Raw genomic sequence first — 15,160 nt, 5'->3', positions numbered from 1 at the left:
CTCTTAAAGAGAGCGGTTATCAACTAGACGAACAAGAAGACGCGGCACAGTAAAAAATCCTCACCCCGGCGATGAAATTTCGACGAGGTGAGTGGTGCGCGTTAGATGTCCCAGACCACGTTGATCGCAAAGTTGCGACCCGGCTGGGTCAGGCGGTCGAGGTTGGCGGGCGAGGTCACACCGGCCTCGCCGACGCCGTCGTAGCTGCGCACGTCATCCCAGTTCCAGTACTTCTTGTCGGTCAGGTTGTAGAGACCACCGTTGAGGGTCACGTCGTGGGTGACCTTATAGAAGGCGGTCAGGTCGACAATGCCGAAGCCTGGGGTCTTGAAGGGGCCAGTGGTGCTGCCGTCAGGCGCATGGAAGGTGGTGCTGTCGACGCGATTCTGTTTTTTCACCAGGGTCCAGCTCAGCACGCCACCGTAGTTGTCCTGGTCGTAGCCCAGGCCGAATACGCCCTTGAGCGGGTTGACGCTGTTGAGCGCCTCGCCATTATCGTCGTTGCGGCCATAGGTGTAGCCAACCGAACCCTGGGTGTACAGGCCTTGCGGTGCGCCAAACGCGTCAAGGTTCAGGCGCCCTTTGGCTTCGATCCCCTTGATGGTAGCGTGCTTGATGTTGTTGGCTTCGAATTGCTGTGAGGTACTGCCGGCGACGGAGGCGTCCTCGTCGATGAAATTGCGGTATTTGTTGTAGAACACGGCGATATCAAACGAACCGGAATCGAAGTTGCCACGAATCCCGGTTTCCACGCCTTTGCTGCTTTCCGGCTTGAGGTCCGGGTTGGGCTCGACGGTGTAGCCCTGCTGCAGGTTTTCGAAGCGGCCGTACAAGGCTTTGGCTGACGGTGTGCGGAAACCTTCAGCGTATTGACCAAACCAGGTGTAGTGATCGGTCAGCGCGTAGGTCAGGCCGAATTTGGGCGTCACACGGTGCCAGGTTTTTTCCTTGTCACTGTGGGCGTAGATCCGCGTCGGGTCGACGGTGTTGAGGAACTCTTCAGTCAACTTGGGCTTGAGTTGGGTGTAGTCATAGCGCACCGCGGGCAGGAAGGTCCACTTGTCCCAGGTGATCTGGTCCTGCGCGAACAGCGAGTAAGTGTTGATAGTCGGGTCCGGGAAGTCGCTGGCTTTTTTCACGCTGTCGCTGGCAATCGGGCTGGGCGCGCCGATGGCCGTGCAACCGCTGCCGACCGCCAGGCAGGTCGCCGCGCCTTCGCGGGAGCCGGTAACCTTCTGTTGTTTGAGGGTGGTGCCATAGGTCAGTTGGTGATCGGTTTCACCCAGGCTGAAGGCCTTGTCCAACTGTGCGTCGAACACCCACTGTTTTTCTTCATAAAGGGTTTCGCGGGTGCGCAAGACACGCCGTGATGGCTGGTAGATCTCGGCAGTGGTCTGGTCGGTCTTGGCGATCTGGTAGTTGAGGCTAGTCTTGATGTGATCGGCAATCGGCGATTCGAGGGCGAAGCGGTTTTCGATACCGAAACGTTCGCGGGTGATGGTGTCGTTGCCCGACCGCGCCCGGTAGAAGTTGAAGCCGCGCCCGCCTGTGAATGGGCCGCCCACGGCATTCTTGAGGTTGACGTCGCGATCGTCCTTGAACTTCTCGTAAGTCAGGCCCAGTCGGTTGTCATCGCCATAATTCCAACCCAGCTTGGCCAGCACGTTGGTGGTGCGCGCATCTTCGGGGTTGGCGCCGGTACGCGCCAGGCCCGCGGCGTTGTTGCCGTCGTAGGATTCCATTTCGTGACCATTACGCTGGCTCAAGTGCAGCAAGCCGTCGAAGTCCTGCACGCGCCCGGCGACGGTGCCAGAGGTCAACCAGCTCTCGTCGGCGGAGCTGTAGCCGGTCTTCAGGCGGGCGCCGAAGTCCTGGCCGGGCTTGATGATGTCATCCGGGTCGAGGGTGAAATAGCTGACGGCGCCACCAATGGCGCTGCTGCCATACAGGGCCGAGGCCGGGCCGCGCAGGATTTCCACGCGCTTGACGATTTCCGGGTCCACGTAATTGCGGCGGGTCTTGGCGTAAGGGCCGTTGAAGAAATTGTCCGGCACTTCCACGCCATCCACCTGGGTGAGGATGCGGTCGCCGTCAATGCCACGAATGTTGTAGCCCGAGTTGCTCGCACGGCCGCCGGCGCCGCCTACTGAGACGTTGGGCTCGTAACGCACCAGCTCGCGAATGGTTTTCACGTTCTGGCGGTCCAGCTCCTCACGTTCATGCACGCTGACGCTGCTCGGCACGCTGTTTACATCCTGCTCGTTACGGGTGGCGCTGATAGTCACCTGCTGCAGGTTGAGGGTGCTTCCCGCTGCGCGCTTTTCCAGGACGATGTTGTTGTTGCCCAGTTTGCGGTAGCTCAGGTTGGTCCCCACCAACAGCCGATCCAGGGCTTTTTCCGGCGACAACGGGCCGCGTGCGCCAGGGGACGATACGCCCTGGCCGAGTTCCGCCGGCAGGCCGACTTGCCAGCCGGTGACGGCGGTAAAGGCGTTGAGTGCCGAGACCAGCGGCTGCTGCTCGATGCTGAAGGTGTAATTGCCATGGCTGCGCGGCGCAGGTTCGGCAGCAGCGGCCGTCATCACTGGCGCAGCTGCCAGCAGGATGGCCGCCGTCAGCAAGGACAGGACGGGCGAGGAGGACCGGCGGTTGAAACAAGAGGACATCGAGAGCGCTCCGGGATACGAATCTTATAGTTGCGAACTGAAACAAATAGGAATCAGTTGCATTGGCTAAGACGAGACGTACCACCGTCAGCTATCGAGTAAAAATAATTCTCATTTAGTTCAAGATCACCAGCGCCGGGTATTCCGACAGCTTGGCCGAGGTGATGTGAGCCAGTGAACGCACTACATCCAGGGGCTGGTCGAGGCGGTAATTGCCGGTGACGGCGACGCTGGCGAGCCGGTCGTTGGTGTTGACGATCCAGCCGGGGTAATAGCGGCGCAGTTCGGCGAGCACTTCGCTCATCGGGCAGTTTTCGAAGATCAGCCGGCCTTGCACCCAGGCCAGGTCTTTGTTGGCGTCCAGCTTGGCAGGTTGGCCGAAGCCCTTGGGCCCGATGCGGATACTTTCACCGGCGCTCAGGCGCACGCGGGCATCGTCGAAGGTATTGCTCAGGTCGACATCGCCGCGCTGCACTTGCACCTGGGCTTCACCGTTGAGGTAACGCACGGCGAAAGCGGTGTCGCGCACGCTGGCACGCACGGGGCCGGCGTCGATTTCCAGAGGCAGGCCATGATTGGGCACGACTTCGAAAAACGCCTCGCCCTGATACAGGCGGGCGATGCGCTGGTGGTCCTTGATGCTGCTGGAAAACGCCGAGTCGGTGTTGAGCAACACCTTCGAACCGTCGTCCAATTGCAGGCGCTGGCGTTCGCCCACCACGGTGAGGTGGTCAGCTTGCAGACGTACCGGCAGGTTGCTGAAGCTGAACAGGCCGATCAACAGCACGGCGGCGGTGGCCAACGGTTTCCAATGCGGTTTGACCCGGCGCCAGGCGCTGGGCTTGCGTGGCACGGCCAGTGCAACGGCGGCGCTGTGTACCGGCGCTCCACCCCAGGCGGCCTGGGCCTTGTCGAAGGCGCGGACGTGAGCCGGGTCACGCATCAGCCAGGCTTCAAATTCGGCCTGCTGCCCGGGCTTCGGGCACTGCAAGGCGATCAGCCAGTCGAGGGCTTGGTCCATAGCCGTGTCTTGCAACACCTCATGAGCCAGCTCATGGGGCCGCAGTTTATTCGGGTCCGTCACGGTGTTCCTCGGGTCTTCGCCACGTTCTATTCAACTTTCGTACAGCCTGTGCCGACGCTTCTGTCGGGTGAAGCTTAAGGCCGATCCAGCCGTTCGGCCACACCTACACAGATGGCCATGATCAATTTCAGTTCCTTTTGCACGGTGCTCAAGGACACGTGTAACTGATCAGCAATCTCCTGGTAGCTGCAACCATGCAGGCGGCTGAGGATGAAAATCTGCTGCTGACGGGCGCTCAACTGGCCCAGGCTGACGCTCAGGGCCTCAAGCATTTGCTCGGCCTGGGTGGCGTCCTCTGGTGTACTGATAGGGGCGGCGACGCTTTGCAGAACGTCCAGCGGGACATCTTCCTGCAACGTGCGGGCCTGGATCCGACGCGCGCGCAGGTGATCCAGCGCCAGGTTGCGCGCCGTCTGATAGACAAAGGGTTCAAGGTGATCGATCGGCCGCTCGCTCAGGGCCCGGGTGACGCGCAGGTAGGTTTCCTGCAACAGGTCCTCGGCGGTGCTGTGGTTATTCACCATCCGCTGCAAGGTGCGAAGCAGAATCACCCGTTGGGTGAGAAAGACATGGTTGAAGCGAGATTGGCTCACAGTGATACCAGACCGATATGCAGTTAATGATAATGCTTATCATCAACTCAAATGGCAAGGGGCACTTTGAGCGGGTTTACGGATCCCTGTGCGAACCAGGCTTATGTGGGAGCTGGCTTGCCCGCGATAGCATCACCTCGGTCTGACTGAAACACCGAGTTGCCTGCATCGCGGGCAAGTCCGACTCTCACAAAAAACCGGCTCCCACAAGCGATCTGCGTTGCCCGATTACTCGGCGTTGCACAGCGCCAGGCAGTTATCCAGCATACGGTTGGAAAAGCCCCACTCGTTGTCGTACCACGCCAGCACTTTCAGCAACTTGCCACTGACCTTGGTGTGATTGGCATCGAAGATCGACGACAGCGGGTTGTGGTTGAAGTCACTGGAAACCAGCGGCAGGGTGTTGTAGCCGAGGATCTTCGAGTGCTGGCTGGCTTCTTTGAGCAGCGCGTTGACCTGTTCGGCAGTGGCTTCTTTCTTCAGCTGTACGGTGAGGTCCACCAGCGATACGTTGATCACCGGTACCCGCACGGCCATGCCGGTCAGCTTGCCCGCCAGTTCCGGCAGCACCAGGCCGACCGCTTCAGCCGCGCCGGTCTTGCTTGGGATCATGTTCTGGGTGGCCGAACGCGCGCGGTACGGGTCGGTGTGGTAGACGTCGGTGAGGTTCTGATCGTTGGTGTAGGCGTGAATCGTGGTCATCAGGCCGCTTTCGATACCCAACTCGCGGTGCAGCACTTGGGCCACAGGCGCCAGGCAGTTGGTGGTGCATGAGGCGTTGGAGATGATCTGGTGGGATTGACGCAAAATGTCATGGTTCACGCCGTAGACCACGGTGGCGTCCGCGCCCTTGGCCGGTGCAGAGATGATCACCTTGCGCGCGCCAGCGGTAATATGGGCGGCAGCCTTGTCACGGTCAGTGAACAGACCGGTGCATTCGAACACCACGTCGATCTTGTGTGCAGCCCATGGCAGATCGGCCGGGTTGCGAATGGCACTGACGGCAATCCGGTCACCATTGACGGTCAGGCTTTCCTGATCGTGGGCGACCTCTGCTTCGAAAGTGCCATGCACGGTGTCGTATTTGAGCAGGTGGGCGTTGATCGAACTGTCGCCCAGATCATTGATGGCGACGATCTGCAAATCCTGGCGGTAGCCTTGGGTATACAGTGCGCGCAGGACATTACGGCCGATACGGCCAAAACCATTGATTGCGATACGAAGAGTCATTGGAGAGTGCCTGTCGTCGATTTGTTGTAAGAATTACAAGATTATTCGCATAAAAATAGAAAACAAGCCTTTTTAGTGGCAATATTTTGTTCAATCTACAACGAGTGACCTGAATCAACTGGTCCGATGATCCAAATGCCTCCCTGCCATCCCATGCGCTGCGGGCGTTTGATCAACCCAGGAACGAGGGTCGCCACATCCGTTAGCCTGGAGTTCTACACATGCATCCCCGCGTTCTTGAGGTCACCGAACGGCTTATCGCCCGCAGCCGCGCCACTCGCGAGGCTTACCTTGCGCTCATTCGCGGTGCAGCCATCGACGGTCCGATGCGCGGTAAGCTGCAATGCGCCAACTTCGCCCACGGCGTGGCCGGTTGCGGCACTGAAGATAAAAATAGCCTGCGTATGATGAATGCCGCCAACGTGGCAATTGTTTCGTCATATAACGACATGCTCTCGGCGCATCAGCCGTACGAACACTTCCCGGAACAGATCAAGAAAGCCCTGCGCGAAGTCGGTTCGGTCGGCCAGTTCGCCGGTGGCACCCCCGCCATGTGCGACGGCGTGACCCAAGGCGAGCCCGGTATGGAGCTGAGCCTGCTCAGCCGTGAAGTGATTGCCATGTCCACGGCGGTAGCGCTGTCCCACAACATGTTCGATGCCGCGCTGATGCTCGGCATCTGCGACAAGATCGTCCCCGGCCTGATGATGGGCGCACTGCGCTACGGCCACCTGCCGATGATCTTCGTCCCGGGCGGCCCGATGCCGTCGGGCATCTCCAACAAACAGAAAGCCGATGTGCGCCAGCGCTATGCCGAAGGCAAGGCGACCCGCGAAGAGCTGCTGGAATCGGAGATGAAGTCCTACCACAGCCCTGGCACCTGCACCTTCTACGGCACTGCCAACACCAACCAGTTGCTGATGGAAGTGATGGGCCTGCACTTGCCAGGCGCCTCGTTCGTCAACCCGTACACGCCGCTGCGTGACGCACTGACCCGCGAAGCCGCGCACCAGGTCACGCGCCTGACCAAGGCCAACGGCAGCTTCACGCCGATCGGCGAGATCGTCGACGAGAAGTCCATCGTCAACTCCATCGTCGCCCTCAACGCCACCGGCGGTTCCACCAACCACACGCTGCACATGCCGGCTATCGCCATGTCGGCGGGCATTATTCTCACCTGGCAGGACATGGCCGACCTCTCCGAGGTGGTGCCGACCCTGTCCCACGTGTATCCGAACGGCAAGGCGGACATCAACCACTTCCAGGCGGCGGGCGGCATGTCGTTCCTGATCCGTGAACTGCTTGAAGCCGGCCTGCTCCATGAAGACGTCAACACCGTGGCCGGCAAGGGCCTGAGCCGTTATATCCAGGAACCGTTCCTGGTGGATGGCGAGCTGGTCTGGCGCGACGGTCCGATCGAAAGCCTCGACGAAACCATCCTGCGCCCCGTGGCCCGTGCGTTCTCGCCGGAAGGTGGTTTGCGTGTGATGGAAGGCAACCTCGGCCGTGGCGTAATGAAAGTCTCGGCGGTAGCCCTCGAGCATCAAATTGTCGAAGCACCCGCCGTGGTGTTCCAGGATCAGCAGGACCTGGCCGACGCCTTCAAGGCCGGCCAGCTGGAAAAAGACTTTGTCGCGGTGATGCGCTTCCAGGGCCCGCGCTCCAACGGCATGCCGGAACTGCACAAGATGACGCCATTCCTCGGCGTGTTGCAGGACCGCGGTTTCAAAGTTGCGCTGGTGACAGACGGGCGTATGTCCGGCGCGTCGGGTAAGATCCCCGCCGCGATTCACGTTAACCCCGAAGCCCACAGCGGCGGGCCACTGGCGCGGGTGCGCGATGGCGATATCATTCGCGTGGATGGCGTGAAAGGCATCTTGGAGCTTAAGGTAGACGCCGAAGAATTTGCAGCGCGCGCACCTGCCACGGGCCTGTTGGGCAATAACGTGGGAGCCGGTCGTGAGCTGTTTGCATTTATGCGCTTGGCCGCAAGCTCCGCAGAGCAGGGCGCCAGCGCCTTTACCTCTGCCCTGGAGACGCTTAAGTGAAGCTAGCGCTGGTCGGTGATATCGGTGGAACCAACGCGCGTTTCGCGTTGTGGCGGGACCAGGCGCTGCATTCGATCCGCGTGCATGCCACGGCGGATCATTCCAGCCCCGAAGAGGCGATCAAGGTTTATCTCAAGGAAGAAGGCCTGGAAATCGGTGACATCGGTGCGGTGTGCCTGTCGGTGGCCGGGCCGGTGAGTGGGGATGAATTTAAATTCACCAACAATCACTGGCGCCTGAGCAAGACTGCTTTCTGTAAAGCCTTGCAGGTGGATGAGCTGCTACTGGTCAACGACTTCTCGGCCATGGCCCTAGGCATGACGCGCTTGCAGCCCGACGAGTTTCGTGTGGTCTGCGAAGGCACGCCGGAGCCGTTGCGCCCGGCGGTGGTGATTGGTCCTGGCACCGGCCTGGGTGTTGGCACATTGCTGGATTTGGGGGGCGGGCGTTTCGCCGCATTGCCGGGCGAGGGCGGCCATGTCGACCTGCCTTTGAGCAGCCCGCGGGAAACCCAGTTGTGGCAGCACATCTACAGCGAGATCGGCCACGTCAGCGCCGAAACCGCCTTGAGCGGAGGCGGCTTGCCGCGCCTGTATCGAGCGATTTGTGCAGTGGACGGTCACACCCCGGTGCTGGACACGCCCGAAGCCATCACGGCCGCAGGCCTGGCCGGCGACCCGGTGGCGATGGAAGTGTTAGACCAGTTCAGCATCTGGCTGGGCCGAGTAGCCGGCAACAACGTGCTGACCACCGGCGGGCGCGGTGGCGTGTACATCGTGGGCGGCGTGATACCGAGGTTTGCCGACTTCTTTATCCGCAGCGGTTTCGCCAAGAGCTTTGCGGACAAAGGCTGCATGAGCGACTACTTCAAGGGCATTCCGGTGTGGTTGGTCACAGCCCCGTATTCCGGGTTGACCGGGGCTGGCGTGGCGTTGGAGCAGGCGTTTGCGTAGGCCGTGATGGCCCCATCGCAGGCAAGCCAGCTCCCACATTTGGAGTGCATTCTCCTGTGGGAGCTGGCTTGCCCGCGATCAGGGCCTCAAGAGCAACAAATGACTTAAGCTTGGCCATAACAACAAGGAGGACCCCGTGAGCGTAATCAGTAAATCCATTCTCCTCGTCGACGACGACCAGGAAATCCGCGAGTTGCTGCAGACCTACCTCAGTCGCGCCGGTTTCCAGGTGCGTGGCGTGCCGGATGGCGCGGGGTTCCGCCAGGCGATGAACGAGGCGCCATGCGACCTGGTCATCCTTGATGTGATGTTGCCGGACGAAGACGGTTTCAGTCTCTGCCGCTGGATCCGCCAGCACCCGCGCCAGGCGCAGGTGCCGATCATCATGCTCACCGCCAGCTCTGACGAAGCCGACCGCGTGATCGGCCTGGAGCTGGGTGCCGATGACTACATCGGCAAACCCTTCAGCCCCCGTGAGCTGCAGGCGCGGATCAAAGCGCTGTTGCGCCGTTGCCAGTTTGGCCAGGAACGCAGCGTAGGCGGGGATGTGCTGGTGTTTGATGAGTGGCGCCTGGACATGATCAGCCACCGGCTGTTTCATGTGGATGGCGAAGAAGTGATCCTTTCCGGTGCCGACTTTGCCCTGCTCAAATTGTTTCTCGACCACCCCCAACAAATCCTCGACCGTGACACCATCGGCAACGCCACCCGTGGTCGCGACTTGATGCCGCTGGACCGTATCGTCGACATGGCTGTCAGCCGCCTGCGCCAACGCCTGCGCGATACCGAAAAACCCCCGAGGCTGATCCGCACCGTGCGCGGCAGCGGTTATCAACTGGCAGCCAGCGTGGTTGCCGGCAATGCCCACTGAACATGTGACCGAGCGCCGCCGCCGTTTCCCGGTGCCGCGCTCGCTGCTGGGGCGCATGCTGCTGCTGACGCTGCTGGCGGTGTTGTTTGCCCAGGCGCTGTCCAGCGTGATCTGGGTGTCGCAGTTGCGCGCCACCCAGCTCGAGGGCCTGGTCACCAGCGCCCGTAGCCTGGCGCATTCGATGACCGCCAGCGTGAGCTACTTCCGTTCGTTGCCGGTGGCGTATCGCCCGTTGGTCCTGGACCAATTGCGCAGCATGGGCGGCACCCGCTTCGTGGTAACCCTCAACGACCGACCGCTGGACATGGAGGTCTTGCCGGAGACCCCGCGCAAGCATGCCGTGCTGGTGGCCGTGGATGAAGTGCTGCGCCAGACCCTCGGCGCCGACGTGCACATCTCGGTGGAGTTTGTCAGCGCCGAAGACCTGCGCATCTTCAATGCTGGCCTGAAACTCGACGAGTTGCCGCGTTCCTGGGCGCATTACGCGTTGACCCTGGAACCGGTGAACCCGCCCGTGCTGGTGACCCAGATCCAGCTCGCCCCGGGCGAATGGCTGTACATTGCTTCGCTGCTGCCCGAGCCCTACACCAGTCTTGAGGAACAAGGCCTGCCGTCCCAGCAAGTGTGGTTTATCGTGCTGACCAGCGGTTTCCTGCTGCTGTTTATCGGCTTGCTGGTGCACTGGCAGAGTCGGCCCCTTAAACGCCTGGCGCGGGCGGCGCGGGATATGTCCCTGGGGGCTGACGTAGAGCCGGTAGCCGAAGGCGGCGGCAGCGAAGTGGTGGAAGTGGGCCGTGCGTTCAACGCGATGCGCGAACGTATCAGCCGCTACCTGACCGAGCGCAGCCAGTTGTTCAGCGCCATTTCCCATGATTTGCGCACACCGATTACCCGTCTGCGCCTGCGCGTGGAACTGCTTGAAGACGAAAACCTGCAAACCAAATTCGGCCGCGATCTTGATGAACTAGAGTTGCTGGTGAAAGGCGCGCTGCAATGCGTGAAAGACACCGATATTCACGAAAATATCGAGCCGGTGGACCTGAACCACGTGCTCGACTGCCTGGTGGAACCGTACCTGGCGCCCAACGGCAATGGCCGCGTCACCCAGCATGGCCGCGCACTGACCCCTTATCCGGGCAAGCCGCTGGCGCTCAAGCGTTGCATCGGCAACCTGATCGACAACGCGTTGAAGTACGGGCAGAACGCGCATTTGCACATCGAGGACAACGGCGCGGAGTTCATCCTGCATGTGGATGACGAGGGGCCTGGGGTTCCGGAGCAGCGGCTGGAGCAAGTGTTTGAACCGCACTTCCGTCTGGCAGGGCACCAGCAGGGTTACGGCTTGGGACTAGGGATTGCGCGCAACATTGCCCACAGCCATGGCGGTGAAGTGAGTTTGCAGAACCTGCGTGAGGGCGGGTTGCGCGTGACCCTGCAGCTCCCCCGCGGCCTCGATTGAACACACGCGAGGCCAATGTGGGAGCAGGCAAGCCAGCTCCCACATGTTGATCTTCATCCGGTCAGATGCTTTGGCGCAATCTAGCCAAATCCCTCAACGGCGGCGCACCAAACAACCGGCTGTATTCGCGGCTGAACTGTGACGGGCTTTCATACCCCACGCGATACCCCGCCGCCGACGCTTCCAACCCTTCGGCAATCATCAACCGCCGCGCTTCCTGCAAGCGCAATTGCTTCTGGTACTGCAACGGGCTCATGGCTGTAATTGCCTTGAAGCGGTGGTGCAAGGTCGAGACGCTCAGGTTCACTTCCCTGGCCAAGTCGTCGATGCGCAGCGGTTGCTCGTAGTTGCTGTTCAACCACTTGATCGCCTGGCTCACTCGGTGGCTCTGGCTGTTGGCAACGGCAATTTCATACAGCCGATAACCCTGCGGACCCCGCAACAGGCGATAAAGAATTTCCCGATTGATCAGCGGCGCAAGCATGGCGATGTCTTTGGGCGTATCCAGCAACCGCGCCAGGCGCAGCACCGCGTCGAGCAACTGGTTGTCGATGCGGTCGACGTACATGCCACGGGAGGTCGGGCGCGACGGCACACCCATCGGGCCGGCTTCCGCGATCAGCGCAGTGAGTTGGGCCGGGTCGATGTTGATCCTGATCGACAGGTTGGGGTCTTGCGGCGTGGCCTCCATGATCCGGCCAGCCACCGGCATCGCTACCGAGAACACCAGGTAATTGAGCGGGTCGTAGGCGAACACTTCATCGGCGAGGCGCACTTCCTTGCTGCCGCTGGCCAGAATGCACAGGGCCGGCTCCACCAGTACCGGCATGAAGTCGCGCGGTGCGTTGTGGCGGTTCAGGTACAGCGAGGTGATTGCCGTACCGTAGGAGCCGTCTTCCCAGGTATGCCGCTGCACAATGCTCGCCAGTTCGGCGCGCTGCTTTTCCATCTCGGCATCGAGGGGGAGGGATCGGGGTTCGGGCGACGGCATGGGGCGTCCTCTACAGGCTACTTCGATGGGGTCAGCTTAGCGGCGGCCGTGCAAACAGTGTTACGTCGATTCTGCACAATCCTTGCCTGATCCTGCGACACATCGTGAATCAGGCAATCGTGGGGGCTGTCATCTCCCTGAAACAAGGCGGTTGCCCTTGGAATAAATGCCGGGGCCAAACGTCCTATCTGCGCTTCTCGCAGGATTGTGCAATAAGCCAGCAGGAATCGACTAACCGCGCCCGCACCCGCGCCGTTATCTTTGACCCTGTGGCAACACGCCCCCACAGTGCTTGCCGAGCATCACTTCTCAACGGGAGAGTCGAACATGTCCACCCCCATTCCCGCGAGCCATATGGCCTTTATCCGCGCCCGCACCGGGTGCAGCACCGAACTCGGTGCACGCTTGAGCAGTTTGATCGAACCGGGCCGCCAGGCTCAGGGTTGCCTGCAATTCTCGTTGCAGCATTCCCAGGTCGACCCTGATGTCTGGCTGGTCTCGGGCTTCTGGAGCAGCGAGCAGGCGATGAGCGCCTACTTCAATTCTCCGGCCCTGATGATCTTTACCGAGCTGTTGAACGACATGGTGGTTCGCAGCATGGACTTCCAGACCTTTACCGATGCCTCAGCCGCCAATGCCTATGGCGAGTACCTGCAACTCGCCGGTTAGGGTTTAGAATGGCCGACTTTCCATTGGCCAGGACCTGCAACATGGCACGTAAACAATTTGCTCACCACGAAGCCGTTTCCGCCGTCGTACCCGGAGAAGGTGGCTACAGCGCCGCCGTTGCCGTCAAGGCACTCGATGGCATGGGCGCACCGCGGTTTCACAAGATCCTTGATGGGCAGACGTTCAAGACTGCTTCTGATGCGGATGATGCCGCTACTGTGCAATTGGAGCGATTGGTCGATGTGGACCAAGAGGGTCAGCTGACCTGGGCAACTGCCGAAAACTAGGGAACGCTGCCGATCCCACATTTAGAGCTCATTCCATTCAGGGTTTTGTGGCACCAGGGCGATACATCTTGAACAGCGCCTCAGGCCCCAGCTGGAAGTAATCCGCCGGCCCGCCGCCACGTAAAATCGGCTCGGCGGCGGCGGTGTCGTAGATGCCATCCTTGAGCAGCCACTTGGCGATATGCACCGCGACCACCTCGCCCAGCACCAGCCAGCTCGGCACCAGCGCCTTGTCGGCACGCTGCAGTTGGATAATCTGCGTCACCTTGCACTCGAACGACACCGGGCTCTCGCCCACCCGAGGCACGCCAACGATCTTCGAAGCCACCGGCGTCAAGCCGGACAACTCGAATTCGTTTACCTCTGGCGATACGGCGGCGCAGCTCTGGTTCATCTGCTCGGCCAACGGGCGGGTCGCCAGGTTCCACACAAACTCGCCGGTCTGCTCGATGTTGTTCAGGCTGTCTTTGCGTCCGACACTGGAAAACCCAATGATCGGCGGAATGTAGTTGAACGCATTGAAGAAGCTATAGGGCGCCAGGTTCAAGCGGCCTTCGCTGTCGTGGGACGAGATCCAGCCGATCGGCCGTGGACCGACGATGGCATTGAACGGATCATGGGGCAGGCCGTGGCCGTTGGCGGGTTCGTAGAAATGGATATCGTCGGACATGGCCGGGTTCTGTTCTCAATTCTCGGGAGCACATCATACCCAATGTGGGAGCGGGCTTGCCCGCGATAGCTTTCGGTCAGTGAATACAACTTCGACTGAACCACCGCTATCGCGGGCAAGTCGAATCGTCGCACCGCCGCTCCCACATTTTTAGTCCGTGGTGATACGCGAGTGTTTGCGCGTGTCTTTCATCGTCACGTAGACCACCAATGACACCGCAATACACGCCGTCACATACCAGTAGTAACCGGTTTCCATGCCGATGCTCTTGAACCACAGCGCGATGTATTCAGCGGTACCGCCGAAGATCGACACCGTCAGGGCATACGGCAGGCCCACACCCAGGGCGCGGATTTCGGTCGGGAACAGCTCGGCCTTCACCACGGCGTTGATCGAGGTGTAGCCGCTGACGATGATCAGGGCTGCCATGATCAGGAAGAACGCGCCCCACCAGCTCTGGATGGTGTGCAGCGTGGTGAGGATCGGCACGGTGAACAGCGTGCCGAGGATACCGAAGGCGATCAGGATTGGCCGACGACCGACTTTATCCGACAGCCCGCCGACGATCGGTTGCAGGCACATGAACAGAAACAGCGTCGCCGCCGAGATGGTGGTGGAGTCGGAAATGCTCATGCCGACGGTGTTCACCAGGTATTTCTGCATGTAGGTGGTGTAGGTGTAGAACGCCAGGGTACCGCCCATGGTCAGGCCGACCACGGTCATCAGTTCCTTGGGGTGGCGCATCAAGGTGCGCATCGCGCTTTCCTTGGCTTTTTCCTTCTTGGTGAACGACTCGGTTTCTTCCATGCCGCGACGCAGGTACAGCGCGACGACTGCGCACAGGGCGCCGATGGCGAACGGGATACGCCAGCCCCACGCGTACAGCTGCTCGGTGGTCAATACCTGTTGCAGCACGATCAGTACGGCCAGGGCGATGAGCTGGCCCGAAATCAGGGTCACGTACTGGAAGCTGGAGTAGAAACCACGACGTTCCTTGGTTGCCATCTCGCTGAGGTAAGTGGCGGAGGTGCCGTATTCGCCGCCGACCGACAGCCCCTGCAGTAAACGGGCAAACACCAGCAGGATCGGCGCACCGATGCCAATCATTTCATAACCCGGGCTCAGGGCAATCAGCAGCGAGCCGAAGCACATCAGGTAGACCGAGGCCATCAGGGCTTTTTTACGCCCGACTTTGTCGGCGTACAGGCCCATCAGCCAGCCACCGATCGGGCGCATCAGGAAACCCACAGCGAAGATCGCGGCGGTGTTGAGCAATTGGGCGGTGGTGTCGCCTTTCGGGAAGAAGGCTTTGGCGAAGTACAGCGAGAAGGCGGCGTAGACGTACCAGTCGTACCATTCGACCATGTTGCCGACCGATCCGCTGAAGATCGATTTGATCCGGCTGGACGTGGTGCGTGCTTTTGCCGGCGCAGCCGCCGACCCCAGAGGCAGGGAGTTGGAGTTATCCATTAAAGGATCCTTCATCTAATTGTTTTTGTGGAGCGTGCTTGAGCACTGCCTGGCTTGGGCTATAGCAGGAGCTGTGCCAGGTAGATGAAGGCCCGGAATAGAAGGGTTACAGGATTTTTTTGAGCGGAAAGTCGCTGATGATTTTCAGGTGATGAGCGGAAAACCGCTT

Annotated in this window: 13 protein-coding genes; 6 read left to right on the top strand and 7 right to left on the bottom strand. The window is 60.6% G+C overall.

Annotated elements, in window-relative coordinates; genetic code table 11:
• Nucleotides 1–101: 101 nt before the first annotated feature.
• The 4 genes from HU722_RS23705 to gap form a co-directional block, all read right to left on the bottom strand.
• A complete protein-coding gene (locus tag HU722_RS23705) occupies nucleotides 102–2,666 on the bottom strand; it encodes a TonB-dependent receptor (protein WP_065889946.1) in 2,565 nt (854 codons plus the stop codon).
• Between the two features lie 115 nt (nucleotides 2,667–2,781).
• Nucleotides 2,782–3,750 carry a FecR family protein gene (locus HU722_RS23700; RefSeq protein WP_065873630.1) on the bottom strand — a complete coding sequence of 323 codons (969 nt, stop codon included), beginning with the start codon at nucleotides 3,748–3,750 and terminating at the stop codon, nucleotides 2,782–2,784.
• Nucleotides 3,751–3,824: 74 nt separating this feature from the next.
• Nucleotides 3,825–4,343 carry an RNA polymerase sigma factor gene (locus HU722_RS23695; protein ID WP_065873629.1) on the bottom strand — a complete coding sequence of 173 codons (519 nt, stop codon included), beginning with the start codon at nucleotides 4,341–4,343 and terminating at the stop codon, nucleotides 3,825–3,827.
• A gap of 228 nt (nucleotides 4,344–4,571) precedes the next feature.
• Nucleotides 4,572–5,573, bottom strand: coding sequence for a type I glyceraldehyde-3-phosphate dehydrogenase (gene gap / locus HU722_RS23690; protein WP_049711713.1), 1,002 nt, complete (start codon nucleotides 5,571–5,573; stop codon nucleotides 4,572–4,574).
• 221 nt (nucleotides 5,574–5,794) lie between these two features.
• On the opposite strand from gap, the gene edd reads away from it, so the two are divergent.
• The 4 genes from edd (at nucleotide 5,795) to HU722_RS23670 (ending at nucleotide 10,904) form a co-directional block, all read left to right on the top strand.
• Entirely contained in the window at nucleotides 5,795–7,621 is a 1,827-nt protein-coding gene (gene edd / locus HU722_RS23685) for a phosphogluconate dehydratase (protein WP_065873628.1), read from the top strand.
• Nucleotides 7,618–8,574, top strand: a complete 957-nt coding sequence (locus HU722_RS23680) for a glucokinase (RefSeq protein WP_065873627.1) — start codon at nucleotides 7,618–7,620, stop codon at nucleotides 8,572–8,574. Before edd ends, HU722_RS23680 begins: the two co-directional genes overlap by 4 nt.
• A 136-nt stretch (nucleotides 8,575–8,710) precedes the next feature.
• Nucleotides 8,711–9,445, top strand: a complete 735-nt coding sequence (locus tag HU722_RS23675; protein WP_025854798.1) for a response regulator — start codon at nucleotides 8,711–8,713, stop codon at nucleotides 9,443–9,445.
• A gap of 31 nt (nucleotides 9,446–9,476) precedes the next feature.
• Nucleotides 9,477–10,904 (top strand): ATP-binding protein, encoded by a 1,428-nt coding sequence (locus HU722_RS23670; RefSeq protein WP_210172768.1) that lies wholly within the window; start codon nucleotides 9,477–9,479, stop codon nucleotides 10,902–10,904.
• Nucleotides 10,905–10,965: 61 nt separating this feature from the next.
• Here the strand turns inward: HU722_RS23670 and HU722_RS23665 are convergent, their stop codons facing one another.
• Entirely contained in the window at nucleotides 10,966–11,895 is a 930-nt protein-coding gene (locus HU722_RS23665) for an AraC family transcriptional regulator (RefSeq protein WP_065873625.1), read from the bottom strand.
• 327 nt (nucleotides 11,896–12,222) lie between these two features.
• Between HU722_RS23665 and HU722_RS23660 the strand changes: the two genes are divergently transcribed.
• Both HU722_RS23660 and HU722_RS23655 read left to right on the top strand, forming a co-directional pair.
• Nucleotides 12,223–12,564: an antibiotic biosynthesis monooxygenase family protein gene (locus HU722_RS23660; RefSeq protein ID WP_049711718.1), complete on the top strand. Its 342-nt coding sequence runs from the start codon at nucleotides 12,223–12,225 to the stop codon at nucleotides 12,562–12,564.
• Nucleotides 12,565–12,605: 41 nt separating this feature from the next.
• Nucleotides 12,606–12,851, top strand: coding sequence for a hypothetical protein (locus HU722_RS23655; protein ID WP_065873624.1), 246 nt, complete (start codon nucleotides 12,606–12,608; stop codon nucleotides 12,849–12,851).
• Nucleotides 12,852–12,888: 37 nt separating this feature from the next.
• On the opposite strand, the gene HU722_RS23650 is transcribed toward HU722_RS23655, so the two are convergent.
• Together HU722_RS23650 and HU722_RS23645 are read right to left on the bottom strand one after the other, a co-directional pair.
• Nucleotides 12,889–13,521, bottom strand: coding sequence for a flavin reductase family protein (locus HU722_RS23650; RefSeq protein WP_065873623.1), 633 nt, complete (start codon nucleotides 13,519–13,521; stop codon nucleotides 12,889–12,891).
• 150 nt (nucleotides 13,522–13,671) lie between these two features.
• A complete protein-coding gene (locus HU722_RS23645) occupies nucleotides 13,672–14,991 on the bottom strand; it encodes an MFS transporter (protein WP_065873622.1) in 1,320 nt (439 codons plus the stop codon).
• Nucleotides 14,992–15,160 lie beyond the last annotated feature (169 nt).

Origin of the sequence: Pseudomonas tritici (assembly GCF_014268275.3) — a bacterium.
In the GTDB taxonomy this organism is placed as follows: domain Bacteria; phylum Pseudomonadota; class Gammaproteobacteria; order Pseudomonadales; family Pseudomonadaceae; genus Aquipseudomonas; species Aquipseudomonas tritici.
The sequence above is the reverse complement of the archived record's forward strand: the minus strand, read 5'-3'. Positions and strand labels throughout refer to the sequence as shown.

Bases quoted from the DNA above. Each gene is read 5' to 3' on its own strand.
- HU722_RS23645 (WP_065873622.1), bottom strand. From the start codon at position 14,991: ATGGATAACTCCAACTCCCTGCCTCTGGGGTCGGCGGCTGCGCCGGCA.
- HU722_RS23665 (WP_065873625.1), bottom strand. From the start codon at position 11,895: ATGCCGTCGCCCGAACCCCGATCCCTCCCCCTCGATGCCGAGATGGAA.
- HU722_RS23650 (WP_065873623.1), bottom strand. From the start codon at position 13,521: ATGTCCGACGATATCCATTTCTACGAACCCGCCAACGGCCACGGCCTG.
- gap (WP_049711713.1), bottom strand. From the start codon at position 5,573: ATGACTCTTCGTATCGCAATCAATGGTTTTGGCCGTATCGGCCGTAAT.
- HU722_RS23660 (WP_049711718.1), top strand. From the start codon at position 12,223: ATGTCCACCCCCATTCCCGCGAGCCATATGGCCTTTATCCGCGCCCGC.
- edd (WP_065873628.1), top strand. From the start codon at position 5,795: ATGCATCCCCGCGTTCTTGAGGTCACCGAACGGCTTATCGCCCGCAGC.
- HU722_RS23705 (WP_065889946.1), bottom strand. From the start codon at position 2,666: ATGTCCTCTTGTTTCAACCGCCGGTCCTCCTCGCCCGTCCTGTCCTTG.
- HU722_RS23655 (WP_065873624.1), top strand. From the start codon at position 12,606: ATGGCACGTAAACAATTTGCTCACCACGAAGCCGTTTCCGCCGTCGTA.